Genomic DNA, 23029 nt, shown 5'->3' with positions numbered 1-23029 from the left:
TTATATTCTCCGCCCTTCATCCCAACACGTTTTTTCTCAACGCCAATACCCACTTAGCTCATTACCCCTCCGAATGAAAGCGATTACATCACACCGTTTCGGTAAAAAATCAGAATTCTCTCTTTGAAAAGCAGAAAACTGATGATTGTTACATAATGCTTCAGCTTAGTCTGAAATCTCGTCAACCACCTCACATTCACTCTTCAGTAATTCTATAATATTTATGACTTTTATTTACATTGCATCCATGCTTGCAATGTAACCGATTACACTCGTGTGATAGTAATCACATATTTTTGCGTATTCCTGACCTACCTTTGACACCGATAAAACCAATGACATCAATGGAGGGCATAATGCCTGACACGAAAAAACAGGGGCGTTCAAACAAGGCAATGACCTTCTTTGTCTGTTTCCTCGCAGCACTGGCGGGATTGCTTTTTGGCCTGGATATTGGCGTGATCGCGGGCGCACTGCCCTTTATCACAGATGATTTTCAAATTAGCTCACATACCCAGGAGTGGGTGGTCAGTTCGATGATGTTCGGCGCCGCCGTGGGCGCTGTCGGCAGCGGATGGCTCTCGTGGCGTCTCGGCCGTAAAAAGAGCCTGATGATCGGCGCCGTACTTTTTGTGATCGGCTCGTTGTGCTCCGCCGCTGCGCCGAACGTTGACGTGCTGATTATCTCCCGCGTACTGCTGGGCCTTGCCGTGGGCGTCGCTTCCTACACCGCACCGCTCTACCTGTCGGAAATTGCCCCGGAAAAAATCCGCGGCAGCATGATCTCCATGTATCAGTTGATGATCACCATCGGTATCCTCGGTGCTTATCTTTCCGATACGGCGTTCAGCTACAGCGGTGAATGGCGCTGGATGCTGGGAGTGATCATTATTCCGGCTATCCTGCTGTTAATTGGCGTCTTCTTCCTGCCAGACAGCCCGCGCTGGTTTGCCGCAAAACGCCGTTTCCACGATGCGGAACGCGTGTTGTTGCGCCTGCGCGACACCAGTGCTGAAGCAAAAAATGAGCTCGAAGAGATCCGCGAAAGCCTGCAAGTGAAACAGACCGGCTGGTCGCTGTTCAAAGAGAACAGCAACTTCCGCCGCGCCGTGTTTCTTGGTGTCTTGCTACAGGTGATGCAGCAGTTCACCGGGATGAACGTCATCATGTATTACGCGCCAAAAATCTTCGAACTGGCGGGCTACACCAATACCACCGAGCAGATGTGGGGCACGGTGATTGTTGGTCTGACCAACGTACTGGCGACGTTTATTGCGATCGGCCTTGTGGACCGTTGGGGACGTAAACCGACGCTGGTGCTGGGCTTCATGGTGATGGCGGCGGGTATGGGCATTCTGGGCACCATGCTGCATATGGGCATCCACTCCCCGTCGGCACAGTACTTCGCGGTTGCGATGCTGTTGATGTTCATCATTGGTTTCGCCATGAGCGCCGGTCCGTTGATTTGGGTACTGTGTTCCGAAATCCAGCCGCTGAAAGGCCGCGATTTTGGTATCACCTGCTCAACAGCAACCAACTGGATTGCCAATATGATCGTCGGCGCGACGTTCCTGACCATGCTCAATTCGCTGGGCAATGCCAACACCTTCTGGGTATATGGCGCGCTGAATGTGCTGTTTATCGTCCTGACGCTGTGGCTGGTGCCGGAAACCAAACACGTTTCTCTGGAGCATATCGAACGCAATCTGATGCGCGGTCGCCCGCTGCGCGAAATTGGTTCCCACAACTAACCCTGAAGGCTTCCTCCCCGGAGGAAGCCTTCCCCCCTTGCACTCCCGCTTCGCCCATCCTATGCTCTGCAACTATGAAAACACCCCGCCTTCCCATCGCCACGCAACAAGCCGTCATGCGCAGCCTGCGAGAAAAACTCGCCCAGGCAAACCAAAAACTGGGGCGCAATTACCCGGAGCCTAAACTCATTTATCAACAGCGCGGCACGGCCGCTGGTACCGCCTGGCTGGCGGATTACGAAATCCGGCTTAATCCGGTGTTATTACTGGAAAACGAACAGGCATTTATTGACGAGGTGGTTCCTCACGAACTGGCGCATCTGCTGGTGTGGAAACACTTTGGCCGTGTCGCGCCTCATGGCAAAGAGTGGAAATGGATGATGGAAGGCGTACTGGGTGTTCCCGCCAGACGCACCCATCAGTTCGAGCTGGAATCCGTACAGCGCAATACTTTTCCCTACCGCTGCAAATGCCAGCAGCACCAGTTAACCGTGCGCAGACATAACCGGGTGGTACGCGGCGAAGCGGTTTACCGTTGTGTTCGCTGCGGCGAGCCGCTGATTGCCGACGCGAGTAACTGAATCCATTAAGAAGTTTTCTGCTCTTACTGATTGCATCAGGCAACGCCTTCCGTTACGTTGCGGACTCGTTTTGACAGGGAGTTCGCCATGTTTCGTCTTTTCTCACTTTTATTGACTCTTATTGCCGTTCCTGCGCTGGCCGCAGACGGGATCAACAGTTTTGCCCAGGCCAAAGCGGCAGGCGTCAAAGTGAACGCTGATGCGCCGGGAGACTTCTACTGCGGGTGTAAAATTAACTGGCAGGGGAAAAAAGGCGTGGTCGATCTCGCCTCCTGCGGCTATCAGGTGCGGAAGAACGAAAACCGCGCCAGCCGTATCGAGTGGGAGCATGTCATGCCTGCCTGGCAGTTCGGCCACCAGCGCCAGTGCTGGCAGGATGGCGGACGGCAGAACTGCGCGAAAGATCCGGTGTACCGCAAAATCGAAAGCGATATGCATAACCTGCAACCCGCTGTAGGCGAGGTGAACGGCGATCGCGGCAACTTTATGTACAGCCAGTGGAATGGTGGTGAGGGTCAGTACGGCCAGTGCGCCATGAAAATCCATTTTAAAGCCAAACTCGCCGAACCGCCGGCCCGCGCCCGCGGTGCGATTGCCCGCACCTATTTCTATATGCGCGACCAGTATCAAATTACGCTTTCACGCCAGCAAACGCAGTTGTTTACCGCCTGGGATAAACAGTACCCGGTGACCGACTGGGAGTGCGAACGCGATGCGCGCATCGCCAGCGTACAGGGCAACCATAATCCGTACGTGCAGCGCGCTTGCATGGCGCGAAAGAGCTAACCTACACTAGCGGCAATTATTTATTTGCAGGCGCACCCTCCCCCTTCTATGGCGGAGGGAATAGACCGCGCCGCCCCACACATGGAATTTCATACTATGCGCACTCCCCGCATTCATCATCCGGAACGCATCCAGCCTGGCGGCGAAATCGCACTCAGTGAGGACGCGGCAAACCATGTCGGCCGCGTGCTGCGTATGGGACCGGGCCAGGCGATTCAGTTGTTTGATGGTTCGAACCAGGTCTTCGAGGCGGAAATCGTCCATGCGGATAAAAAAAGCGTGCGGGTGAATGTGCTTCGCGCCGATGTGGACGACCGGGAATCGCCGGTGCATATCCACCTCGGGCAGGTAATGTCCCGCGGCGAAAAAATGGAATTCACCATTCAGAAATCCATTGAGCTTGGGGTAAGCCTCATTACGCCACTTTTTTCTGAACGCTGCGGCGTTAAACTGGATGCCGAACGCCTGAGCAAGAAGCTTCAGCAGTGGCAAAAGATTGCGATTGCCGCCTGCGAGCAATGCGGGCGTAACCGCGTTCCGGAAATTCGCCCGGCGATGGATCTGGAGGCCTGGTGCGCTGAAGAGGATACCGGCCTGAAGCTGAACCTGCATCCGCGCGCCAGCCAAAGTATCAATACCCTGCCGTTGCCGGTGGAACGTGTGCGGCTGCTGATTGGTCCGGAGGGCGGGTTAACTGCCGATGAGATTGCCATGACCGCACGCTATCAGTTCACGGATATTTTGTTAGGGCCACGCGTACTACGCACAGAGACCACGGCGCTTACCGCCATCACCGCGCTTCAGGTACGCTTTGGCGACCTGGGTTGAGAGGAGAAGCAAAATGATTAAGCTCGGCATCGTGATGGATCCCATCGCGGACATTAACATCAAAAAAGACACCAGCTTCGCCATGCTGCTGGAAGCACAGCGCCGCGGCTATGAGCTGCACTATATGGAAATGGCCGATCTCTACCTGATCAATGGCGAAGCCCGCGCGCGCACCCGTAAGCTATCCGTCGAGCAAAACTACGACAAATGGTACGAATTCGGCAGCGAGCAGGATATTCCGCTCGCCGATCTGGATACCATTCTGATGCGCAAGGATCCGCCGTTCGATACCGAATACATTTACGCGACCTATATCCTTGAACGTGCTGAAGAGAAAGGGACGCTGATCGTCAACAAGCCGCAAAGCCTGCGCGATTGTAACGAAAAATTGTTCACCGCCTGGTTCGCGGAATTAACCCCGGAAACGCTGGTTACCCGCAACAAAGCGCAGTTGAAAGCGTTCTGGCAGAAGCATGGCGACATTATTCTCAAACCGCTGGATGGGATGGGCGGCACCTCAATTTTCCGCGTGAAAGAAGGTGATCCAAACCTGTCGGTGATTGCCGAAACCCTGACCGAACTGGGCAACCGTTACTGCATGGCGCAGAACTATCTGCCAGCCATTAAAGATGGCGACAAACGCGTGCTGGTTGTGGATGGCGAGCCGGTGCCTTACTGCCTGGCGCGCATCCCGCAAGGGGGGGAAACCCGCGGCAACCTGGCGGCGGGCGGTCGCGGCGAACCTCGCCCACTGAGCGAAAGCGACTGGGCGATTGCCCGGAAAGTCGCCCCGACGCTGAAAGCGAAAGGACTGATTTTTGTTGGTCTGGATATTATCGGCGATCGTCTGACTGAAATTAACGTCACCAGCCCGACCTGTGTACGTGAAATTGAAGCTGAATTCCCGATCTCGATCACCGGCATGCTGATGGACGCCATCGAGAAACGCCTGGGTAAATAAGCCTCAACGCTCCGGATACGGGAAGGAACCCGTATCCTGCCAGGTTTGGCTAGTGACAGCATTCTGCTTTCACCGCATACTAGACTGTCGCTTTTTTGAACCAGGAAACAGAACCTCTGACAATGAATTTACAGCATCACTTTCTTATTGCCATGCCTGCTCTTCAGGATCCCCTCTTCCGGCGCTCCGTGGTTTATATTTGCGAGTACAACGACGAAGGCGCGATGGGGCTTGTCATCAACAAGCCGTTGGAAAACCTGAAAGTAGATGGCGTGCTGGAAAAACTCAAAATCCAGCCAGAGTCTCGCGACCCGTCGATCCGTCTGGATAAACCGGTGCTGCTCGGCGGCCCGTTGGCGGAAGATCGTGGTTTTATACTGCACACGCCGCCCGCCAGTTTCTCCTCCAGCATCCGCGTCTCTGACAACACCGTCGTGACAACATCGCGTGATGTCCTCGAAACGCTGGGTACGGCGGAACAGCCGAGCGAAGTGCTGGTCGCGTTGGGCTATGCCTCCTGGGAAAAAGGGCAACTGGAGCAGGAGATCCTCGATAATGCGTGGCTGACTGCCCCGGCGGATCTTAACATCCTGTTTAAAACGCCTATCGCCGATCGCTGGCGTGAAGCGGCAAAACTTATCGGCATTGATATCTCCACCATGCCGGGTGTTGCGGGGCACGCCTGATGAGCGGAACTCTGTTAGCCTTTGATTTTGGCACTAAAAGCATTGGCGTAGCCATTGGGCAGCGCATTACAGGCACCGCCAGGGCGCTGACCGCACTGAAAGCGCAGGATGGCACGCCGAACTGGGGCGCCATCGAAAAGCTGTTAAAAGAGTGGCAACCAGAAGCCGTGATCGTCGGTTTACCGCTGAATATGGACGGCACCGAACAGCCGCTGACGGCCAGGGCGCGTAACTTTGCCAATAAGATACATGGCCGTTTCGGCGTGCAGATCACGCTGCATGATGAGCGGCTCAGCACCGTCGAAGCCCGCTCCGGGCTGTTTGAGCGCGGGGGATTCCGCGCCCTCAATAAAGGCAGTGTGGATTCGGCTTCCGCCGTCATCATCCTCGAAAGCTGGTTCGAACAGAACCTCTGATCCCGTCAGGAGCGGACTCCGCTGTCGATAACGCCTTCCCCCTCATCAAGCCGCGCATCATTCGCGGCTTTCTGCCGATCGTGCTCACAAATTAAGCCCGTGCTTTTTGCATTTCTCGCAGTGTTTCTATAAAAGAAACATATCAGGCTATGTGAGTGGCGTTCAGGGCTTTTCCGTCAGACGATTTACCAGCGTGTGGAGTTCCTGCAGGCGCGTTTCCACCACCGTTTCGTTCACCTGCCACATTCCGGCGAACGCCAGTGCAGCAGAGTGAGCACCGAGAGGCTGCGCCATAGAAATTTCGCCGTCGTCATGGCGCCAGACGACATGCCCCTGCTCACGCTGCTGGGCAACGTGCGGGCCAAGCTGCCGCCATTGCTCATCGGTAAAGCGTTTTCGCAGATCGTCATCGCTTTCCGCCGCCAGCAGAGACATGCCAATCACGGATTGCCAGGCAGGGAGCATATGGAAACCGGCCAACGCCTGGCTAACCTGGCTGCCGGGTTCGGAGTGATAGATGTAAATAACCTGGTCCTCCCACAGCACGGCCATCGCGACCACGATATCTTTCGGGGCGTAGCGTTCCAGCAAGGGGAGGGCATGGGAGAACAGCGCCGACCCGCGAATGGCCTGAGCGGCCAGTGCGTGAATACCGGGGCCGGGTAAATAGCGTCGTTGAGCATCCTGCATGGTCAGGCCGATAGAGGCCATGGTCATCAATAACCGGTTTACGCGGGTGGTATTGATCCCCATCAGGCGCGCCAGCTCGCGACAGCCAATAGCACGGCCGCTGGACACCAGGTACTGCAGGCAGCGAATACCGTCAATCAGGCTTTGGTTCGGTTGTGAAGACATAGCAGGGTTCGCTTCTCAGGTTGCTCAAAGAGTCGATTTTACCGTCAGTAAAGAAGGATACAAGGTTATGAAAATCTTTCCCCAATCCGCCGCCAGAAGCTTTCCGACACAATACCTGCATGCCGACCTGCTGGTCGCAGGCGGTGGGCTGGCAGGGCTGTGCGCAGCCCTCGCCGCCGCGCGTGACGGCTTGCAGGTTGTGCTGATCCAGGACCGGCCGGTGCTGGGCGGCAACGCCTCCAGCGAAGTGCGGCTGTGGGCCAATGGCGCGACGTCGCATATGGGGAATAATAACCGCTGGGCACGCGAAGGCGGCATTATGGGCGAGATCATGGAGGAGAACCTCTGGCGTAATAAAGAGGGTAACCCGGTGATGTTCGATCTGGTACTGCTGGACCTGGCGAAAACGCAGCCGGGTCTCACGCTCTTGCTGAACACAGCCGTCTATGAGGTGGAAAAAGAGCAACAGCGCATAACACAGGTCAGCGCCTTTAACCCGATTAACGAAACGTTTTATATCGTCAGTGCAGAACAGTTTTGCGATGCCACAGGCGATGGCGTGCTGGGTTTTCTCGCCGGGGCGGAATATCGGGAAGGCGCAGAAGAGGCGGAAGAGCTGGATGAAAAGATGGCGCCGGGTGATAACTTCGGTAATAAACTGGGGCACTCGATTTATTTCTATACCAAGCAAACTGCCGGTCCGGTCAATTTCATCCCCCCTTCTTTTGCGCTGAAAGACATTACCGACATCCCGCGTTACAAACGACTCACGTCAACACTTAACGGCTGCGATCTGTGGTGGCTGGAATGGGGCGGGCGTCTCGATACCGTGCATGAAAGCGAAGAGATCAAATGGGAGCTGTGGAAAATCGTCTGGGGCGTCTGGGATCATATTAAAAATTCGGGTCAGTTTCCGGAGGCCGCGAACATGACCATTGAGTGGGTCGGTGCGATCCCCGGCAAACGGGAAAGCCGCCGCTTTGTGGGCGACCACCTGCTCTGCCAGCAGGACATTATTGCGCAACGCGATCACTATGACGCCGTCGCCTATGGCGGCTGGTCTATTGATTTGCACCCGGCGGATGGCGTTTACAGCACCCATGACGGCTGCCGCCAGTTCCACAGTAAAGGCACTTACACTATTCCCTTTCGTAGCCTCTACAGCCGCACGCTGGATAATTTGCTACTGACCGGGCGGTTGATTTCCGCCTCTCATGTGGCCTTCGGCAGCGCGCGCGTAATGTGCACCTGCGGTCTGCTGGGCGAAGTGGTGGGCCGCGCCGCCGCACTGTGCAAAACATATAATCTTACCCCGCGCGAGCTGGCCAGGCCTGAGCATATCAGCGCGCTACAGCAGCAGTTGCAGCGTAATGGCTGTTACATTCCGCGCCACTGGCTGAGCGATCCGGCGCAGGGTGCGATGGTCAGCGCCAGCAGTGAGTACCAACTCACGGAGCTTGCGCCGAATGGTCAGTGGCAACCGCTGGCGGAACGGATGGCGCTGCTGCTACCGGTGCAGGCAGGCGCACCATTGCCGGAGATTACGCTGCGCCTGCGTTCCGCTACCCAGCAGCAACTGGCGGTGTCGTTGCTGGGTAGCAAACGCGCCGGGAATTTCACACCGGACGACCAGTATGACGAGTGCGTACTGCATCTTTCCCGTGGCGAAGGTGAGTACACGCTTACGTTTAACTGGCAAAGCGATCGCGACCAGTACCTGTTCCTCGCGTTTGACGCCCGGGAAAGCGTGGAGATCGCGTTGACCGACACCCATCTGCCTGGAATGATGACGGTGTTTAACAGCCTGAATGCCCGCGTAGCGAAACATACTCGCCAGGTGGCAGACGGCGATTACGGCGTGGATGAGTTCGACTTCTGGTTACCGCGCCGTCACCCGCAACAGATCATGCCCGCCCTGCGAGTCAGCCAGCCGTTAGCACACTGGGGGGCGCAAAATGTTCTGAATGGTCGCCTGCGTCCGGAACAGCAAATCAATGCCTGGAGCCCGGCTGTAGACGACAATGTGCCTGAAATCATCTGGCGCTGGCGTACGCCGCAGTCGCTGCAACAGCTAACGCTGGTGCAGGATAACGACTTCGACAACGCCATGGAGTCGGTACAAATGGGTCACCCCGATGCCGTGACGCCGCACTGCATTACGCACTACCGCTTGTGGGCAGATGATCGGTTGCTGGCCGAGGTTAAGGCGAATCACCACTCCGTGTGTCAACATCGCTTGGACGAACCGCTCACGGTGACAAGCATCCGGTTAGAGATCCTCGCCACAGCAGGTGCACTCCCGGCGGTTTACTCCCTGAACGTAAGCTAAAGCCGCCCCGCCTGTTCGCGTTGCTGACGGCTTTGCGCAAATGTCAGCATCCCCGCCTGCTGCCCGGTTTGCATCACACCGGGCAGTTGATGCGTCTTGCCTTCGCGGATCAGGTTCGCCGATGCCGGGGTATTCACCAGCAGTTCAAACAGCGCGACCCGCCCTTCTTGTTTATCGGCTTCCAGTTTTTGCGCCAGCACCGCCAGTAAACTTCCGGCAAGCTGGCTGCGCACAGGGTCTTTTTCCTGCGCCGGGAAAGCATCCACCAGCCGTTCCACCGCCTGCGCTGCGCCGCGCGTATGCAGCGTCGCCAGCACCAGATGCCCGGTCTCCGCCGCCGTCAACGCCAGCCAGATCGTATCACTGTCGCGCAACTCGCCAAGCAGGATCACATCCGGATCCTCACGTAATGCCGCACGCAGTCCGCTGGCAAATGATGGGCAGTGCAGACCGACCTCCCGCTGCTGGATTAAGCAACGTTCGCTGGTGTGCACAAACTCAATCGGATCTTCAAGCGTCACTATATGCCCGTCCAGGCGCTGATTAAGGTGATTAACCATTGCCGAAAGCGTTGTCGATTTACCGCTGCCTGTAGCGCCGGTCACCAGAATCAAACCGTGTTCCTGCGCGAGCAACCCGGTAAGCGCCTGTGGCGCATCAAGTTCGCTGAGCTGCGGGCAGCGTTGCGGTAATAACCGCAGCGCCAGTGAAATACCGTCATGACGGGCAAACGCCCCGGCGCGCAAACGCAGACCGCTGGCAGTGGTGAGCGCAAAATCCACCTGCCCCTGCTCCCGCCACTGGCTTTGCAGCATTTCGCTAAGATGCCTGTTCATGAGTGCAGCGATGTCCGGACAGGGAAAAGGCGCGGGCTCCAGCCGCCCTTGTTGCCGCCAGCGTGGAGAACGCCCACTGCACAGGTGTAGATCCGAGACATTATGCTTTACACTAAGCTCCACTATTTTTTCTATATCCATATAGCCACCCTGGAATCATGAACGATATCGCACATAACCTGGCACAGGTCCGGGACAAAATCTCCGCTGCGGCAACGAGTTGCGGCCGTGCTCCAGAGGAAGTTGTTCTACTTGCCGTGAGCAAAACCAAACCTGCGAGCGCCGTCGCAGAGGCTATTGACGCCGGGCAACGCGCCTTTGGCGAAAACTATGTTCAGGAAGGGGTGGATAAAATCCGCCATTTTCAGGAAGCCGGCGTTGAAGGTCTGCAATGGCACTTTATCGGTCCATTACAGTCCAACAAAAGTCGTCTGGTTGCCGAGCATTTTGACTGGTGCCATACCGTAGACAGGCTGCGTATCGCCAGTCGGTTAAGCGAGCAGCGCCCGGCAACGCTTGCACCGCTGAACGTGCTGATTCAAATCAACATCAGCGACGAGCAGAGCAAATCTGGCATCGCACTCAGCGAGTTGGATGCGCTGGCGGCGCAGGTCGTGGAATTACCGGGGATCCGCCTGCGCGGGTTGATGGCGATTCCCGCGCCGGAAGCAGAGTATCAGCGACAGTTTGCCGTCGCGCAGCAAATGGCGGTAGCATTTGAGGCGTTGAAAACCCGCTATCCAACGGTGGATACACTGTCGTTGGGCATGACAGACGATATGGCCGCCGCCATTGCGGCTGGCAGCACCATGGTGCGCATCGGAACGGCCATTTTTGGTGCGCGCGATTACACAAAAAATTAAGGAAAACTGAGGAACGCCATGAAGACGTTGACTTTCCTGCTCTCGACGGTCATTGAACTCTATACGATGGTTCTGCTGTTGCGCGTCTGGATGCAGTGGGCTCGCTGCGATTTTTACAACCCGTTTTCGCAGTTCGTGGTGAAAGCCACGCAGCCGATTGTCGGGCCGCTGCGCCGCATTCTGCCGTCGCTTGGGCCGATTGACAGCGCATCGCTGTTGATAGCCTTTATTCTGAGCTTTATCAAAGCGATCGTGCTGTTTATGGTGGTGACTTTCCAGCCGATTATCTGGATCTCCGCCCTGCTGATTTTACTGAAGACAGTCGGCCAGATGGTTTTCTGGGTACTGCTGGTGATGGCGATTATGAGCTGGATCAGCCAGGGACGTAGCCCGGTGGAATACGCGTTAATGCAGTTGACCGAACCGTTGCTGCGCCCTATCCGTAACCTGCTGCCGGCAATGGGCGGGATCGATTTCTCGCCAATGGTGCTGGTGCTGCTACTGTATGTCATCAATATGGGGGTTGCCGAAGTGCTGCAATCCACTGGCAATATCCTGCTGCCGGGGCTGTGGATGGCGCTATGAGTGCCGTGCTCGTTTGCGAAGACGGGCTGGTTTTGCGGCTGTATATTCAGCCGAAAGCCAGCCGGGACAGTATCATCGGGTTGCATGGCGACGAACTGAAAGTCGCCATCACCGCCCCGCCAGTGGACGGCCAGGCCAATGCTCACCTGGTTAAGTATCTCGCAAAGCAGTTCCGCGTAGCCAAAAACCAGGTCGTGATTGAAAAAGGCGAACTGGGCCGCCACAAACACATTAAAATCACTCATCCGCAACAGATCCCGACGGAAGTCGCGGCGCTGATAAATTAGGATCCGCTATGCAGAAAGTTGTCCTCGCTACCGGTAATGCCGGTAAAGTGCGCGAGCTTGCCTCGCTGCTCAATGATTTCGGCCTTGATGTGGTGGCGCAAACCACGCTGGGCGTCGAATCGGCAGAAGAAACCGGGCTGACGTTTATTGAAAACGCGATCCTGAAAGCCCGCCACGCGGCGCAACTCACCGGCTTACCGGCGATTGCCGATGACTCCGGGTTGGCGGTTGACGCACTTGGCGGCGCGCCGGGCATCTATTCCGCGCGCTATTCCGGCGTTGACGCCAGCGATCAGCAAAACCTGGAAAAGCTGCTCGAAGCCCTGAAGGATGTCCCGGATGCTCAACGTCAGGCGCAATTCCACTGTGTACTGGTTTATATGCGCCATGCAGACGACCCGACTCCGCTGGTGTGCCACGGCGCCTGGCCGGGCGTCATTGCTCGTCAGCCTGCGGGTAACGGCGGCTTTGGCTACGATCCGGTGTTCTTTGTCCCTTCCGAGGGCAAAACTGCTGCGGAACTGACCCGCGAAGAAAAAAGCGCCATTTCCCACCGCGGGCAGGCGTTGAAACTGTTACTGGAAGCACTGCGTAATGGCTGATTTGCCGCCTCTGAGCCTTTATATTCACATTCCCTGGTGCGTGCAGAAATGCCCGTACTGCGATTTCAATTCCCATGCGCTAAAAGGGGAAGTCCCGCACGATGACTATGTGCAGCATCTGTTGCGCGATCTGGATGCCGATGTTCCCTGGGCGCAGGGGCGTGAAATAAAGACCATTTTTATTGGCGGCGGTACGCCGAGCCTGCTGTCCGGCCCGGCAATGCAAACCCTGCTGGATGGCGTACGCGCCAGACTTCCGCTGTCTGCCGATGCGGAAATCACCATGGAAGCCAACCCTGGTACCGTCGAAGCGGATCGCTTTGTCGACTACCAGCGCGCCGGGGTCAACCGTATCTCCATTGGTGTACAAAGCTTTAGCGAAACCAAACTCCAGCGCCTCGGGCGTATCCACGGCCCGGAAGAAGCGAAACGGGCGGCGCGCCTGGCCAGCGGGCTGGGATTGCGCAGCTTTAACCTCGACTTAATGCACGGTTTACCGGATCAGTCGCTGGAAGAGGCACTGGACGATCTGCGCCAGGCCATTGCACTTAACCCACCGCACCTCTCCTGGTATCAGCTCACCATCGAGCCCAATACGCTATTTGGCTCTCGCCCGCCGGTCCTGCCGGATGACGATGCGCTGTGGGATATTTTTGAGCAAGGCCATCAGATCCTCACTGCTGCCGGGTATCAGCAATATGAAACCTCGGCCTACGCCAAACCGGGTTATCAGTGCCAGCACAATCTCAATTACTGGCGTTTTGGCGACTATCTGGGCATTGGTTGCGGCGCGCATGGCAAAGTGACTTTCCCGGACGGGCGTATTCTGCGAACCGCGAAGACGCGCCATCCTCGCGGTTATATGCAGGGAAATTATCTGGATAAGCAGCACGACGTGGAAACAGAGGACAAACCGTTCGAGTTCTTTATGAACCGTTTTCGCCTGCTTGAGCCCGCACCGCGCGCTGAGTTCTCTCGTTATACGGGCTTAAGCGAAAGCACTATCCGTCCCCAGTTGGATCGCGCGCTGGCGCTCAATTATCTGACCGAGTGCGATGATAACTGGCAGATAACCGAGCACGGCAAGCTGTTTTTAAACTCGCTCCTTGAGCTTTTCCTTGCTGAATAATCTCTCTGGAAAGCGGTTCGCAAAACGCTGATCACGTTCTGTTAGCGCAAGGAGAGCGCTGACAGAATGGCGGGATGGAAAAGATCACACGTGCCCGGGCCCTTCGCAAAGCATTAACGCCACATGAGCGCCAACTATGGCGGCAGTTACGTAGCCGCCGTTTTGCCTGTTATAAGTTCCGTCGCCAGCATCCGATTGGCCCATGGATCGTGGATTTCGCATGCTGTGAGGCTCGTCTGGTCATTGAACTGGATGGTGGACAACATGACGAACAACGTGGTTACGATAGCCGCAGAACACGCTGGCTGGAAGCTGAGGGCTGGCTGGTGCTGCGTTTCTGGAATAATGAGCTGGCGAGGAATGAGGAGGGGGTGTTGATGAGAATTTTGGAAGTATTACAGGTGCTTTTACCCTCACCCCGGCCCTCTCCCTGAAAGGGAGAGGGGGAAAACCGCGCTAACTGCCCCCTCTCCCCGGGCAGAAAACCCGCTCCGGACAGTCCCCTCTCCCCTTGGGGAGAAAACCCGCTTCGGACAGTTCCCTCTCCCCTTGGGGGAGAGGGTTAGGGTGAGGGGAAAGGTTACTTCAGACCCGCCGTTAACGCTTTGCGGCTCTCTTCCAGTGACACCACACGCTGGCACACGTCTTTACCAAATTGCTGGAAATCCGCTTCCTGGTTATTCCACTCATTCTGGATTGCGGTCTGTAAACCACCAAGGCTGCCCAGCACACCCTGTAACGGATTACCGCCGCCTTTCAGCACTGCTTTGGCGCCCATCTCATTAATGCTGTCCTGCAAAATGCCACCCATCGCCTGGTTCACCAGTTGCTGACCATTGGCGCGCACCTCGTCAATCGCCTTATAGTGGAACGTGAGCCCGTCGCTACGGTGCTCAATAATGCGATTCATCTGCTCTTTCAGTTGCGCGTCCAGTTTGGTCAGACGGCTGCGCATGCTGCTGCTCTCGCCAACTTCTTTAACGATGATTTTATCCAGCGCCGTACGGCTTTTCTCCACGCGGCTGCGTGCACCTTCGTCAATCCACGGCAGAGCATGACGCAGATCGGCCTGATAATCTTTCGCCTGTTCACGCTGAGCAGCGCTCAGCGCGGGCTGTTTACCGTTGAACATGACATTGCCATCCGGCGTAATAACCAGATTGCCGTTTTCCCCTTTTACCTGCACGGATTGCGGGCTGAGGATCACATCGTCACGTGGGGTCACGCTACATTGATAATCCGCCTGAGCGGCAAAAGCGGTAAAGACCAGAGTCGCCGCCAGCAGCGTTTTGCGCATCATAAAAAACTCCTGTAGAGACAAAACGGGCCAGCTAGTGCTGGCCCCTTATGCTTGCTTAGTCCCACCAAACGTCGAAAAGTTCGCTGATGCGCACCTCATCCAGTTTGCGGTCCTCAAGCCATTTACGCACGATGGCCTGGTGCTCTTCGGTGCACTTGCCCACTTCTTGCAGGCAAATCAGCCCGTCCCAGGCCAGGTAACCGCTGCCGTCAAACGCCAGCTTGTTCGGCTCAATCACTTCCTGAATAAAATCATCGACGGTTTTATCGATTTGCTCTTCACTGGTGCCTTCCGGGAAACGCCACGCGACGGAGAAACCCAGTTCCTGGAATTCGTCGATATGCATTTTTTTACGCAAGCGACGGCTGCGGTTTGTTGCCATTATTTCACCCTCTCGAACATTAAGTCCCATACGCCGTGACCAAGACGATGGCCACGCTGTTCAAATTTCGTCACCGGGCGCGACTCGGGGCGCGGCACGTAATCACTGGTTTCCGACAGATTTTTATACCCATCAATAGAAGACATGACCTCGAGCATATGTTGCGCATAGGCTTCCCAATCGGTCGCCATATGAAACACGCCGCCCAGCTTAAGCTTACTTTTCACCAGTTCAGCAAACGGTACCTGAACGATGCGGCGTTTATTATGGCGCGCTTTATGCCATGGGTCAGGGAAAAAGAGCTGCACCATATTTAAAGAATTGTCAGGGATCATTTTGTGCAGCACTTCTACCGCGTCATGGCACATCACCCGCAGGTTTTCCACGCCCTCTTCGTGGGCGGAGGAGAGACACGCGCCAACGCCTGGCGAGTGCACTTCAATACCGAGGAAATTCTGCTCCGGGCGGATTTTCGCCATCTCCACCAGCGAAGCGCCCATGCCGAAACCGATCTCCAGCGTCACCGGTGCGGTGCGGCCAAACAGCGCGGTAAAATCCAGCGGCTGCTCAGTGAACTCAACGCCCATCACCGGCCAGTAGTTTTCCAGCGCGTGCTGCTGCCCTTTGGTCAGGCGGCCCTGGCGACGGACAAAGCTGCGAATTCGGCGCAGCGGGCGACCGTTTTCATCAAATTCCGGTGAAATGACGTCGTTATTCATAAAGTTTTCTGCTTGTGAGAGTGTTCAGGAAACGGGCATTATCCAAAGTTCATCGCACGATGCAAGCACCGGAAAGTTCCGGTTTACAGTCTGCTGCCGCTGTGCTGCAATCTTGGCCCCTGATAACGTGATTCTGGTGACCATGCAAGCGTCTCAATTTTCAGCCCAGGTTCTGGACTGGTACGACAAATACGGGCGAAAAACCCTGCCCTGGCAAATTGAAAAAACGCCTTACAAAGTATGGCTGTCGGAAGTGATGTTGCAACAAACACAGGTCGCAACCGTTATTCCCTATTTCCAGCGTTTTATGGCGCGTTTCCCCACGGTAACCGATCTGGCTAACGCGCCGCTCGATGAAGTGCTGCATCTGTGGACCGGCCTGGGTTACTACGCCCGCGCCCGCAATTTACACAAAGCCGCTCAGCAGGTGGCTAACCAGCATGGCGGGCATTTTCCTGAAACGTTTGATGAAGTTGCCGCCCTGCCGGGTGTCGGCCGCTCAACAGCGGGCGCGATCCTCTCTTTGTCGCTGGGCAAGCACTTTCCTATTCTTGACGGTAACGTAAAACGCGTGCTGGCGCGCTGCTATGCCGTGGAAGGCTGGCCGGGCAAAAAGGACGTGGAAAAACGCCTGTGGGATTTGAGTACACAGGTAACGCCTGCCAGCGGCGTGGAACGTTTCAACCAGGCGATGATGGATCTCGGCGCAATCGTGTGTACGCGTTCCAAACCGAAGTGCGAGCTCTGCCCGCTGCAAACCGGTTGCGAGGCGTATGCCGCCCATTCCTGGGCGCAGTATCCGGGGAAAAAGCCGAAACAGACGCTTCCTGAACGCACCGGTTACTTCCTGTTGATGCAGCACGAAGGTGAGGTCTATCTTGAACAGCGCCCGCCAAGCGGTCTGTGGGGCGGTTTGTTCTGTTTTCCGCAGTTCAGTGACGAAGCGGCCCTGCGCGACTGGCTGGCGCAGAGAAGCATTCCCGCGGATAATCTCAGCCAACGGATTGCTTTTCGCCATACGTTTAGCCATTTCCATCTGGATATTGTGCCTATGTGGCTTGAGGTGTCCTCGTTCTCGTCTTGCATGGATGAAGGCGCGGGTCTTTGGTATAACTTAGCGCAACCGCCGTCGGTCGGTCTGGCGGCCCCAGTGGAACGCCTGATACAGCAATTACGCGCGGGCGCTTTATAGCGCTGGCGCATGAAAGAGGATGACTTATGAGCAGAACCATTTTTTGTACCTTCCTGCAACGCGAAGCAGAAGGACAAGACTTCCAGCTCTATCCGGGCGATCTGGGTAAACGCATTTATAACGAAATCTCGAAAGAGGCCTGGAAGCAGTGGCAGCAGAAACAAACCATGCTGATCAACGAGAAAAAACTCAACATGATGAATGTGGAGCATCGCAAACTGCTGGAAGAGGAGATGGTGAATTTCCTCTTTGAAGGCAAAGATGTGCACATTGAAGGCTATACGCCGCCAGAAAAACAATAAGCTTCTGAACGCTCACCACTACGGGCAATGTCGCTAAATCATGGGAAGACATTGCCCGCACGCGAGCGCCACTGGCGCGGTTAAACCAACACAACTGCATCCCGGAATGATGAAAAAATTTTTAGCGCTCGCCCTGATTGCGCCGTTGCTGATTTCGTGTTCCAGCTCTAAAAAAGCAGGCGAAGACTATAACGAAGCCTGGATCAAAGACACCAACGGTTTTGACATTTTGATGGGGCAGTTTGCCCATAATATTGAGAATTTATGGGGGTTTAACGAAGTCCTTATTGCAGGGCCGAAGGACTACGTTAAATACACCGACCAGTACCAGACACGAAGCCATATCAACTTCGACGCCGGGACGATCACCGTCGAAACCATTGCCGGTACCGAACCGGCGGCACATCTGCGCCAGGCGATCATCAAAACCCTGCTGATGGGCGACGATCCCGGCTCCATCGACCTCTACTCCGACGTTGACGACATCCCCATCTCCAAAGAGCCGTTCCTGTATGGCCAGGTGCTGGATAACAACGGCGAAGCCATTCGCTGGCAGTGGCGCGCAGTGCGTTTTGCCGATTACCTGCTGCAAACCCGCATGAAAAGCCGCAGCAACGGCTTACGCGTGATCTACAGCGTCACCATCAATCTGGTGCCGAACCACCTCGATAAACGTGCGCACAAATACGTGGGCATGGTGCGCCAGGCGGCACGCAAATATGGTGTGGAAGAGTCGCTGATCCTGGCGATTATGCAAACCGAGTCCTCATTTAACCCGTATGCGGTCAGCCGCTCCGATGCGCTGGGACTGATGCAGGTGGTGCAGCACAGCGCCGGGAAAGATGTGTTCCGCGCGCAGGGGAAATCCGGTACGCCAGACAGAAGCTATCTGTTTGATCCGCAAAGCAACATTGATACCGGTACCGCCTACCTGGCAATGCTGAACAATGTTTATCTTTCCGGCATCACTAACCCGACATCACGCCGTTATGCGGTGATCACCGCCTATAATGGCGGCGCAGGTAGCGTGTTGCGCGTCTTCTCCAGTGATAAAGTGCAGGCGGCGAATATCATTAACACCCTGACGCCGGGGGATGTTTACGAAACCCTGACCAGCCGCCATCCGTCCGCGGAATCCCGCCGTTACCTGTATAAAGTGAATACGGCGCAAAAAACGTACCGCCGCAATTAACCCCCCTCACCTTATGCCTCTTTTACGCATCACGCGGAAAGAGGCATAAGCGTTACCTTTGAGAGATGCAAACGGTTGCGTTAAATTGTGACATACGTCACCATATGGAATTGCAATCAGAGGAAGTTTGCATTTTTATGTCGGGCATAACAAATTCACCGCCCCGTCGATGATAGAATCCTGACACATAACAAAAGCAATTGTGCCCATTCCAACACCTAACCGTCTCCTTTGTGAGGAAATTAGCATGAATCTTAAGCTGCAGCTGAAAGTCATTATCTTTCTGCAGTTCTGCCTGTGGGGAAGCTGGCTGACTACACTTGGCTCTTATATGTTCGTCACCCTGAAATTTGAGGGTGCGGAAATCGGCGCCGTTTACAGCTCGCTGGGTATTGCCTCTCTGCTGATGCCAACGCTGCTCGGCATCATTGCGGATAAGTGGCTGAGTGCAAAATGGGTTTACGCCCTTTGCCACCTGGTCGGGGCAATCACACTGTTTATTGCCGCAGGTGTGACAACGCCGGGGGCCATGTTCGCCATTATCCTGCTCAACTCGCTGGCCTATATGCCAACGCTGGGCCTGGTGAACACCATCTCCTACTTCCGTTTGCAATCCGCTGGTCACGACATCGTGACGGATTTCCCGCCAATTCGTATCTGGGGCACCATTGGCTTTATCCTGGCAATGTGGGCGGTGAGCTTCTCAGGTTTCGAACTGAGCCATATGCAGCTCTATATCGGCGCTGCGCTGTCGCTGCTGCTGAGCCTGATCTCCCTGACGTTGCCGCATATGCCGGTGGCGAAAAGCAAAGAGAAACAGACCTGGGTGGAAATGCTCGGCCTCAATGCGTTTGCCCTGTTTAAAAACAAACGCATGGCGATTTTCTTTATCTTCTCGATGCTGCTGGGCGCCGAGTTGCAGATCACCAACATGTTCGGCAACACCTTCCTGCACAGCTTCGATGCCAACCCGCTGTTCGCTAACAGCTTTATCGTGACCCATGCCTCGGTCATGATGTCGATTTCGCAGATTTCCGAAACCGCCTTCATCCTGGCTATTCCGTTCTTTATGAGCCGTTACGGCATTAAGAACGTCATGATGATCAGTATTTTCGCCTGGGTGCTGCGTTTTGGCCTGTTCGCTTTCGGCGACCCGACGCCGTTCGGCACCGTACTGCTGGTACTGTCGATGATCGTTTACGGCTGTGCGTTCGACTTCTTCAACATCTCCGGTTCTGTATTTGTGGAGAAAGAAGTCAGCCCGGCAATCCGTGCCAGTGCGCAGGGTATGCTGCTGATGATGACCAACGGTTTCGGTTGCATCCTCGGCGGTATGGTGAGCGGTAAAGTGGTGGAGATTTACACCACCGCAGGCGTGACCGACTGGAAAACCGTCTGGTTGATTTTCGCCGGTTATTCGCTGGTACTGGCGTTCGCGTTCATCACGATGTTTAAGTACAAACACGTGCGCGAACCGGCAGGCGTCGCGCAAAAAGCGTAAGACAAAAAACCCGGCCTGAGCGCCGGGTTTTTTATTGGTCGGTTGCCGGATCTTATTCGTCCGGCGAAAACCGCTTAGGGGAGCGATGCCAGCACATAGGCAACGGCCAGCAAGTCCGCGCTACCGCCGGGGCTTAACCGCCTCGCCATCAACGCGTTATCCATTTCCCGCAGGGAATCGCTATTCCACGATGTCGCCAGCAATCCAGCCGCATAGTCCTGCACGTAACGCAGCCCTGCCATGCCACCACGCGATACCAGATTGCTGTCGGCGTTAGCGGCCATCAGGCGCAGTAGCGCGTTGTGCAAGCGACGCTCGCCTTGTTCCTGATGCCAGAAAGGCAATACCGCGCGTCGCACGGTGATAAAACCCTGTTCAACTTCTCCGCGCGCCCCGGTCAGGCCATAGGCATGAAACTGCTTCTCACCGGCGGTGGTCGCTTGCGGGCGTGCCATCAGCTCACGCGCCACCAGGCCACGGCAAATTTCACTGACCTGACGGCACAACGCATCGGCGCTGACCATCCGGTTTTGCCCCTGCAAGCGCCCGGCGGCAAAACATAACAACCCCAGCGAAAAGATGCCGCCTTTATGGGTATTCACCCCGTGAGTGGCGCTGAGCATGGCCTGTTCACAGGCGATACCCTGAGGCCGCAACAGACGCAACTGCTCACTGGCGGGTTTATGGGCATGCGCTTGCCCGGCCTGCATAAACGCAGAAAACCAGGGCGTGATAGCCGCAATGCTCTTCACAAACAGAGCATGGTCCATGTCATGGTGCGAGCCGGTATTCGCTCTGTCCACCAGCCCCGGTTTCGGGGTTAAATCCAGTTCAATACGCAACGCCCGCGCCGCAAGCGTGGGCACATCGTCTTGTTGGGGGTTAGTCGCGAGCAAACCAGCCATCAATCAATCTCTCTACACGCCCGACCACCTCCTCAACCGGATGGCGGCGGGAGCGTGCGCAACCGTGTGCAGGCTCGTCGCATACCAGGCAGCGGCGCGTGTTCAGATCCAGCGAATGTCGGCCAACTTGTCCGTTGTCCGGGCAAAAAACATCAAAATCCCACAGTCTGCCGAGCGGATGCGTTTGCTCCATCTCCACGCAGTTGGCTTTGATTTCCACCGCCGGATGCTGCACGCACCACAGAGCTTCTGCACCGGTAGGCAGCCACAGCACCTGCCTGTCCAGCACCGTCCAGTGGTTTTGCCACAGCAACTGGTCGCAGGCTTGCAGCGCCACCCCCATGGTATTGCGATAGCGAATGCTGTCTTTCACGGCGCCGGGCGTTACCAGCGTCAGCGAAATAACAGGTTGTTGATAGTGAGCGAGCCAGTCAGCCTGACGCGCCGCGCGGCTATCTTTCGCCGCCAGCAGCGCTTCGAGGCTGACGCCCGCTCTCACGGGCGTCAGTGTGGTCATTGATTTTCCTCTTTAACCTGACGGACAACGTCAATCACGCTGCCGTCGCGGTAGCGGATCACCCCGACGATACGGTCGGTAAAGGCGATCGGTTTCGGTTCACCGGTCAGGGAGATGGCGCGTTGGTACAGCGCGTCGATATCCACGATTTTCAGTCCAGCCGCCAGCAGGCGTTCGCGAATTTCCGGGCGCGCCGGGTTAACGGCAATCCCGTGGTCGGTCACCAGCACGTCGATACTTTCCCCTGGCGTCAACAGTGTCGTCACCCGTTTTACCACGGTCGGAATACGGCTACGCAGCAAAGGCGCTACCACAATGGTCAGGTTTGCCGCTGCCGCTACATCGCAGTGACCACCGGACGCGCCGCGCATCACACCATCGGAACCGGTGATCACGTTGACGTTAAAATCGACGTCAATTTCCAGCGCGCTGAGGATCACCACATCCAGTTGATCGCAGCTTGCTGCTTTACCGCCGGGGTTGGCATACACGTTGGTGGAAATTTCAACATGGTTCGGGTTACGACGCAGCGATGCCGCCGCTTCACTGTCAAAGCACTGGGTATCCAGCAGTTTTTCGATTAACCCTTTTTCATGCAGATCCACCAGGCTACCGGTGATACCGCCGAGCGCAAAACGGGCTTTCACACCGTGGCGCTCCATTTTCTCTTCCATAAAACGGGTCGCTGCGGTAGACGCCGCACCGGAACCCGTCTGCATGGAGAAGCCGTCTTTGAAATAGCCGGAGTGTTCAATCACGTCGGCGGCATAGCGGGCGATCATCAGTTCACGCGGGTTACTGGTCACACGCGCTGCACCCACGCTGATTTTTGCCGGATCACCAACGCTCTCCACCTGGACGATCAGATCGACCTGATTCTGGCTGAGGCTTGCCGGCATATTCGGGAACGGCACCAGTTCTTCGGTCAGCAGCACCACTTTTTTGGCGAACTGTGCATCCACCATCGCGTAACCCAGCGAACCGCAGCAGGATTTACCCTGCGTACCGTTGGCATTACCAAATTCGTCGCTGCACGGTACGCCCAGGAAAGCGACATCGATATTCAGCTCACCGTCCTGCAACAATTTCACGCGACCGCCGTGAGAGTGGATTTGCACCGGCTCGTCCATCAGACCGTGGGAGATGGCATCTGCCAGCTTGCCGCGCATACCGGAGGTATAAATCCGGGTGATCACACCGCTCTGGATGTGCTCGATCAGCGCATCGTTGCAGGTCATCAGTGAACTGGAGGCCAGCGTCAGGTTTTTAAAACCCAGACGCGCCAGCGTCGCCACCACGTTATTGATCACACGGTCGCCTTCACGAAACGCATGATGGAAAGAGATCGTCATACCGTCTTTCAGGCCGCTGCGGGCAATGGCATCTTCCAGCGTGGCGCAAAGTTTACGCGTATGTTTGCTGTTAACGTCCGCCAGCCAGGGCGTGGCGGCATGAGCGCTCTCAAAGGGTTTTAAATCACGCAGATGGGGGAAATTAACGTGAAGAAGCTCTGTTTGATTCATT

The 23029-nt window shown here is 56.0% G+C and carries 26 protein-coding genes; 18 read left to right on the top strand and 8 right to left on the bottom strand.

Going from position 1 to position 23029, the window contains the following annotated elements; genetic code table 11:
* Positions 1-356 precede the first annotated feature (356 nt).
* The 7 genes from N7922_RS04135 (at position 357) to ruvX (ending at position 6009) form a co-directional block, all read left to right on the top strand.
* A complete protein-coding gene (locus N7922_RS04135) occupies positions 357-1751 on the top strand; it encodes a sugar porter family MFS transporter (protein WP_263099377.1) in 1395 nt (464 codons plus the stop codon).
* A gap of 74 nt (positions 1752-1825) precedes the next feature.
* Positions 1826-2332: a SprT family zinc-dependent metalloprotease gene (locus N7922_RS04130; protein ID WP_263099376.1), complete on the top strand. Its 507-nt coding sequence runs from the start codon at positions 1826-1828 to the stop codon at positions 2330-2332.
* 87 nt (positions 2333-2419) lie between these two features.
* Positions 2420-3118: a deoxyribonuclease I gene (gene endA, locus N7922_RS04125; RefSeq protein ID WP_263099375.1), complete on the top strand. Its 699-nt coding sequence runs from the start codon at positions 2420-2422 to the stop codon at positions 3116-3118.
* Between the two features lie 96 nt (positions 3119-3214).
* Complete coding sequence (rsmE, locus tag N7922_RS04120; RefSeq protein WP_263099374.1) at positions 3215-3946, top strand: 16S rRNA (uracil(1498)-N(3))-methyltransferase; 732 nt, start codon at positions 3215-3217, stop codon at positions 3944-3946.
* Positions 3947-3959: 13 nt separating this feature from the next.
* Positions 3960-4907: a glutathione synthase gene (gene gshB / locus N7922_RS04115; RefSeq protein ID WP_134318692.1), complete on the top strand. Its 948-nt coding sequence runs from the start codon at positions 3960-3962 to the stop codon at positions 4905-4907.
* Positions 4908-5029: 122 nt separating this feature from the next.
* On the top strand, positions 5030-5593 hold the full coding sequence (locus tag N7922_RS04110; protein WP_263099373.1) for a YqgE/AlgH family protein: 564 nt from the start codon (positions 5030-5032) through the stop codon (positions 5591-5593).
* Positions 5593-6009 (top strand): Holliday junction resolvase RuvX, encoded by a 417-nt coding sequence (gene ruvX, locus N7922_RS04105; protein WP_263099372.1) that lies wholly within the window; start codon positions 5593-5595, stop codon positions 6007-6009. The genes N7922_RS04110 and ruvX overlap by 1 nt, the downstream gene beginning before the upstream one ends.
* A gap of 162 nt (positions 6010-6171) precedes the next feature.
* Here ruvX and N7922_RS04100 read toward each other — a convergent pair whose 3' ends face one another.
* Entirely contained in the window at positions 6172-6864 is a 693-nt protein-coding gene (locus N7922_RS04100; protein ID WP_263099371.1) for an IclR family transcriptional regulator, read from the bottom strand.
* A gap of 67 nt (positions 6865-6931) precedes the next feature.
* Here N7922_RS04100 and N7922_RS04095 point away from each other — a divergent pair, with 67 nt between their 5' ends.
* Entirely contained in the window at positions 6932-9193 is a 2262-nt protein-coding gene (locus tag N7922_RS04095) for an FAD-dependent oxidoreductase (protein ID WP_263099370.1), read from the top strand.
* Here the strand turns inward: N7922_RS04095 and N7922_RS04090 are convergent.
* Positions 9190-10170, bottom strand: coding sequence for a type IV pilus twitching motility protein PilT (locus tag N7922_RS04090; RefSeq protein WP_263099369.1), 981 nt, complete (start codon positions 10168-10170; stop codon positions 9190-9192). The genes N7922_RS04095 and N7922_RS04090 overlap by 4 nt on opposite strands.
* A gap of 17 nt (positions 10171-10187) precedes the next feature.
* Between N7922_RS04090 and N7922_RS04085 the strand changes: the two genes are divergently transcribed.
* The 6 genes from N7922_RS04085 to N7922_RS04060 all read left to right on the top strand — a co-directional run bounded on the left by N7922_RS04085 (position 10188) and on the right by N7922_RS04060 (position 13929).
* The gene (locus N7922_RS04085; RefSeq protein WP_263099368.1) at positions 10188-10892 is read left to right on the top strand and encodes a YggS family pyridoxal phosphate-dependent enzyme; all 705 of its coding nucleotides are present in this window, start codon (positions 10188-10190) and stop codon (positions 10890-10892) included.
* Positions 10893-10910: 18 nt separating this feature from the next.
* On the top strand, positions 10911-11477 hold the full coding sequence (locus N7922_RS04080) for a YggT family protein (RefSeq protein ID WP_263099367.1): 567 nt from the start codon (positions 10911-10913) through the stop codon (positions 11475-11477).
* Positions 11474-11764 (top strand): DUF167 family protein YggU, encoded by a 291-nt coding sequence (yggU, locus tag N7922_RS04075; protein ID WP_263099366.1) that lies wholly within the window; start codon positions 11474-11476, stop codon positions 11762-11764. The genes N7922_RS04080 and yggU overlap by 4 nt, the downstream gene beginning before the upstream one ends.
* An 8-nt stretch (positions 11765-11772) precedes the next feature.
* Positions 11773-12366 carry an XTP/dITP diphosphatase gene (locus N7922_RS04070; RefSeq protein ID WP_263099365.1) on the top strand — a complete coding sequence of 198 codons (594 nt, stop codon included), beginning with the start codon at positions 11773-11775 and terminating at the stop codon, positions 12364-12366.
* Positions 12359-13495: a radical SAM family heme chaperone HemW gene (hemW, locus tag N7922_RS04065; protein ID WP_263099364.1), complete on the top strand. Its 1137-nt coding sequence runs from the start codon at positions 12359-12361 to the stop codon at positions 13493-13495. The genes N7922_RS04070 and hemW overlap by 8 nt, the downstream gene beginning before the upstream one ends.
* A 74-nt stretch (positions 13496-13569) precedes the next feature.
* Complete coding sequence (locus N7922_RS04060) at positions 13570-13929, top strand: endonuclease domain-containing protein (RefSeq protein ID WP_263099363.1); 360 nt, start codon at positions 13570-13572, stop codon at positions 13927-13929.
* Positions 13930-14075: 146 nt separating this feature from the next.
* On the opposite strand, the gene N7922_RS04055 is transcribed toward N7922_RS04060, so the two are convergent.
* The 3 genes from N7922_RS04055 to trmB are packed head-to-tail and all read right to left on the bottom strand — an operon-like array spanning position 14076 to position 15896.
* Positions 14076-14795 (bottom strand): DUF2884 domain-containing protein, encoded by a 720-nt coding sequence (locus N7922_RS04055; protein WP_263099362.1) that lies wholly within the window; start codon positions 14793-14795, stop codon positions 14076-14078.
* A 55-nt stretch (positions 14796-14850) separates the two neighbouring features.
* On the bottom strand, positions 14851-15177 hold the full coding sequence (locus N7922_RS04050) for a YggL family protein (RefSeq protein WP_061493203.1): 327 nt from the start codon (positions 15175-15177) through the stop codon (positions 14851-14853).
* Positions 15177-15896 carry a tRNA (guanosine(46)-N7)-methyltransferase TrmB gene (gene trmB / locus N7922_RS04045; RefSeq protein ID WP_263099361.1) on the bottom strand — a complete coding sequence of 240 codons (720 nt, stop codon included), beginning with the start codon at positions 15894-15896 and terminating at the stop codon, positions 15177-15179. The genes N7922_RS04050 and trmB overlap by 1 nt, the downstream gene beginning before the upstream one ends.
* 142 nt (positions 15897-16038) lie before the next feature.
* Here trmB and mutY point away from each other — a divergent pair, with 142 nt between their 5' ends.
* From mutY to N7922_RS04025, 4 genes are all read left to right on the top strand, one after another.
* Entirely contained in the window at positions 16039-17088 is a 1050-nt protein-coding gene (gene mutY / locus N7922_RS04040; RefSeq protein ID WP_263099360.1) for an A/G-specific adenine glycosylase, read from the top strand.
* A 26-nt stretch (positions 17089-17114) separates the two neighbouring features.
* A complete protein-coding gene (locus tag N7922_RS04035; protein WP_263099359.1) occupies positions 17115-17390 on the top strand; it encodes an oxidative damage protection protein in 276 nt (91 codons plus the stop codon).
* A gap of 109 nt (positions 17391-17499) precedes the next feature.
* Positions 17500-18582 (top strand): membrane-bound lytic murein transglycosylase MltC, encoded by a 1083-nt coding sequence (gene mltC, locus N7922_RS04030; RefSeq protein WP_263100828.1) that lies wholly within the window; start codon positions 17500-17502, stop codon positions 18580-18582.
* Between the two features lie 247 nt (positions 18583-18829).
* Entirely contained in the window at positions 18830-20083 is a 1254-nt protein-coding gene (locus N7922_RS04025; protein WP_263099358.1) for a nucleoside permease, read from the top strand.
* 74 nt (positions 20084-20157) lie between these two features.
* Here the strand turns inward: N7922_RS04025 and citG are convergent, their stop codons facing one another.
* Genes citG through citF form a run of 3 tightly spaced genes read right to left on the bottom strand, consistent with a single transcriptional unit; the run spans position 20158 to position 23028 of the window.
* Positions 20158-20988, bottom strand: coding sequence for a triphosphoribosyl-dephospho-CoA synthase CitG (citG, locus tag N7922_RS04020; protein WP_263099357.1), 831 nt, complete (start codon positions 20986-20988; stop codon positions 20158-20160).
* The gene (gene citX / locus N7922_RS04015) at positions 20966-21505 is read right to left on the bottom strand and encodes a citrate lyase holo-[acyl-carrier protein] synthase (protein WP_263099356.1); all 540 of its coding nucleotides are present in this window, start codon (positions 21503-21505) and stop codon (positions 20966-20968) included. The genes citG and citX overlap by 23 nt, the downstream gene beginning before the upstream one ends.
* On the bottom strand, positions 21502-23028 hold the full coding sequence (gene citF / locus N7922_RS04010) for a citrate lyase subunit alpha (protein WP_263099355.1): 1527 nt from the start codon (positions 23026-23028) through the stop codon (positions 21502-21504). The genes citX and citF overlap by 4 nt, the downstream gene beginning before the upstream one ends.
* Position 23029 lies beyond the last annotated feature (1 nt).

This window comes from Kosakonia sp. ML.JS2a, assembly GCF_025642095.1.
Classification (GTDB): domain Bacteria; phylum Pseudomonadota; class Gammaproteobacteria; order Enterobacterales; family Enterobacteriaceae.
This window is presented reverse-complemented; position numbering and strand designations above follow the sequence as displayed.

Excerpts from the sequence above, each read along its gene's own strand:
- citX (WP_263099356.1), bottom strand. The coding sequence starts at position 21,505 with ATGACCACACTGACGCCCGTGAGAGCGGGCGTCAGCCTCGAAGCGCTG.
- mutY (WP_263099360.1), top strand. The coding sequence starts at position 16,039 with ATGCAAGCGTCTCAATTTTCAGCCCAGGTTCTGGACTGGTACGACAAA.
- mltC (WP_263100828.1), top strand. The coding sequence starts at position 17,500 with ATGAAAAAATTTTTAGCGCTCGCCCTGATTGCGCCGTTGCTGATTTCG.
- yggU (WP_263099366.1), top strand. The coding sequence starts at position 11,474 with ATGAGTGCCGTGCTCGTTTGCGAAGACGGGCTGGTTTTGCGGCTGTAT.
- N7922_RS04080 (WP_263099367.1), top strand. The coding sequence starts at position 10,911 with ATGAAGACGTTGACTTTCCTGCTCTCGACGGTCATTGAACTCTATACG.
- N7922_RS04095 (WP_263099370.1), top strand. The coding sequence starts at position 6,932 with ATGAAAATCTTTCCCCAATCCGCCGCCAGAAGCTTTCCGACACAATAC.
- gshB (WP_134318692.1), top strand. The coding sequence starts at position 3,960 with ATGATTAAGCTCGGCATCGTGATGGATCCCATCGCGGACATTAACATC.
- N7922_RS04100 (WP_263099371.1), bottom strand. The coding sequence starts at position 6,864 with ATGTCTTCACAACCGAACCAAAGCCTGATTGACGGTATTCGCTGCCTG.
- N7922_RS04090 (WP_263099369.1), bottom strand. The coding sequence starts at position 10,170 with ATGGATATAGAAAAAATAGTGGAGCTTAGTGTAAAGCATAATGTCTCG.
- N7922_RS04070 (WP_263099365.1), top strand. The coding sequence starts at position 11,773 with ATGCAGAAAGTTGTCCTCGCTACCGGTAATGCCGGTAAAGTGCGCGAG.
- rsmE (WP_263099374.1), top strand. The coding sequence starts at position 3,215 with ATGCGCACTCCCCGCATTCATCATCCGGAACGCATCCAGCCTGGCGGC.
- citF (WP_263099355.1), bottom strand. The coding sequence starts at position 23,028 with ATGAATCAAACAGAGCTTCTTCACGTTAATTTCCCCCATCTGCGTGAT.
- N7922_RS04135 (WP_263099377.1), top strand. The coding sequence starts at position 357 with ATGCCTGACACGAAAAAACAGGGGCGTTCAAACAAGGCAATGACCTTC.
- N7922_RS04130 (WP_263099376.1), top strand. The coding sequence starts at position 1,826 with ATGAAAACACCCCGCCTTCCCATCGCCACGCAACAAGCCGTCATGCGC.
- N7922_RS04035 (WP_263099359.1), top strand. The coding sequence starts at position 17,115 with ATGAGCAGAACCATTTTTTGTACCTTCCTGCAACGCGAAGCAGAAGGA.
- N7922_RS04110 (WP_263099373.1), top strand. The coding sequence starts at position 5,030 with ATGAATTTACAGCATCACTTTCTTATTGCCATGCCTGCTCTTCAGGAT.
- N7922_RS04025 (WP_263099358.1), top strand. The coding sequence starts at position 18,830 with ATGAATCTTAAGCTGCAGCTGAAAGTCATTATCTTTCTGCAGTTCTGC.
- N7922_RS04050 (WP_061493203.1), bottom strand. The coding sequence starts at position 15,177 with ATGGCAACAAACCGCAGCCGTCGCTTGCGTAAAAAAATGCATATCGAC.
- ruvX (WP_263099372.1), top strand. The coding sequence starts at position 5,593 with ATGAGCGGAACTCTGTTAGCCTTTGATTTTGGCACTAAAAGCATTGGC.
- N7922_RS04055 (WP_263099362.1), bottom strand. The coding sequence starts at position 14,795 with ATGATGCGCAAAACGCTGCTGGCGGCGACTCTGGTCTTTACCGCTTTT.
- trmB (WP_263099361.1), bottom strand. The coding sequence starts at position 15,896 with ATGAATAACGACGTCATTTCACCGGAATTTGATGAAAACGGTCGCCCG.
- hemW (WP_263099364.1), top strand. The coding sequence starts at position 12,359 with ATGGCTGATTTGCCGCCTCTGAGCCTTTATATTCACATTCCCTGGTGC.
- citG (WP_263099357.1), bottom strand. The coding sequence starts at position 20,988 with ATGGCTGGTTTGCTCGCGACTAACCCCCAACAAGACGATGTGCCCACG.
- N7922_RS04060 (WP_263099363.1), top strand. The coding sequence starts at position 13,570 with ATGGAAAAGATCACACGTGCCCGGGCCCTTCGCAAAGCATTAACGCCA.
- endA (WP_263099375.1), top strand. The coding sequence starts at position 2,420 with ATGTTTCGTCTTTTCTCACTTTTATTGACTCTTATTGCCGTTCCTGCG.
- N7922_RS04085 (WP_263099368.1), top strand. The coding sequence starts at position 10,188 with ATGAACGATATCGCACATAACCTGGCACAGGTCCGGGACAAAATCTCC.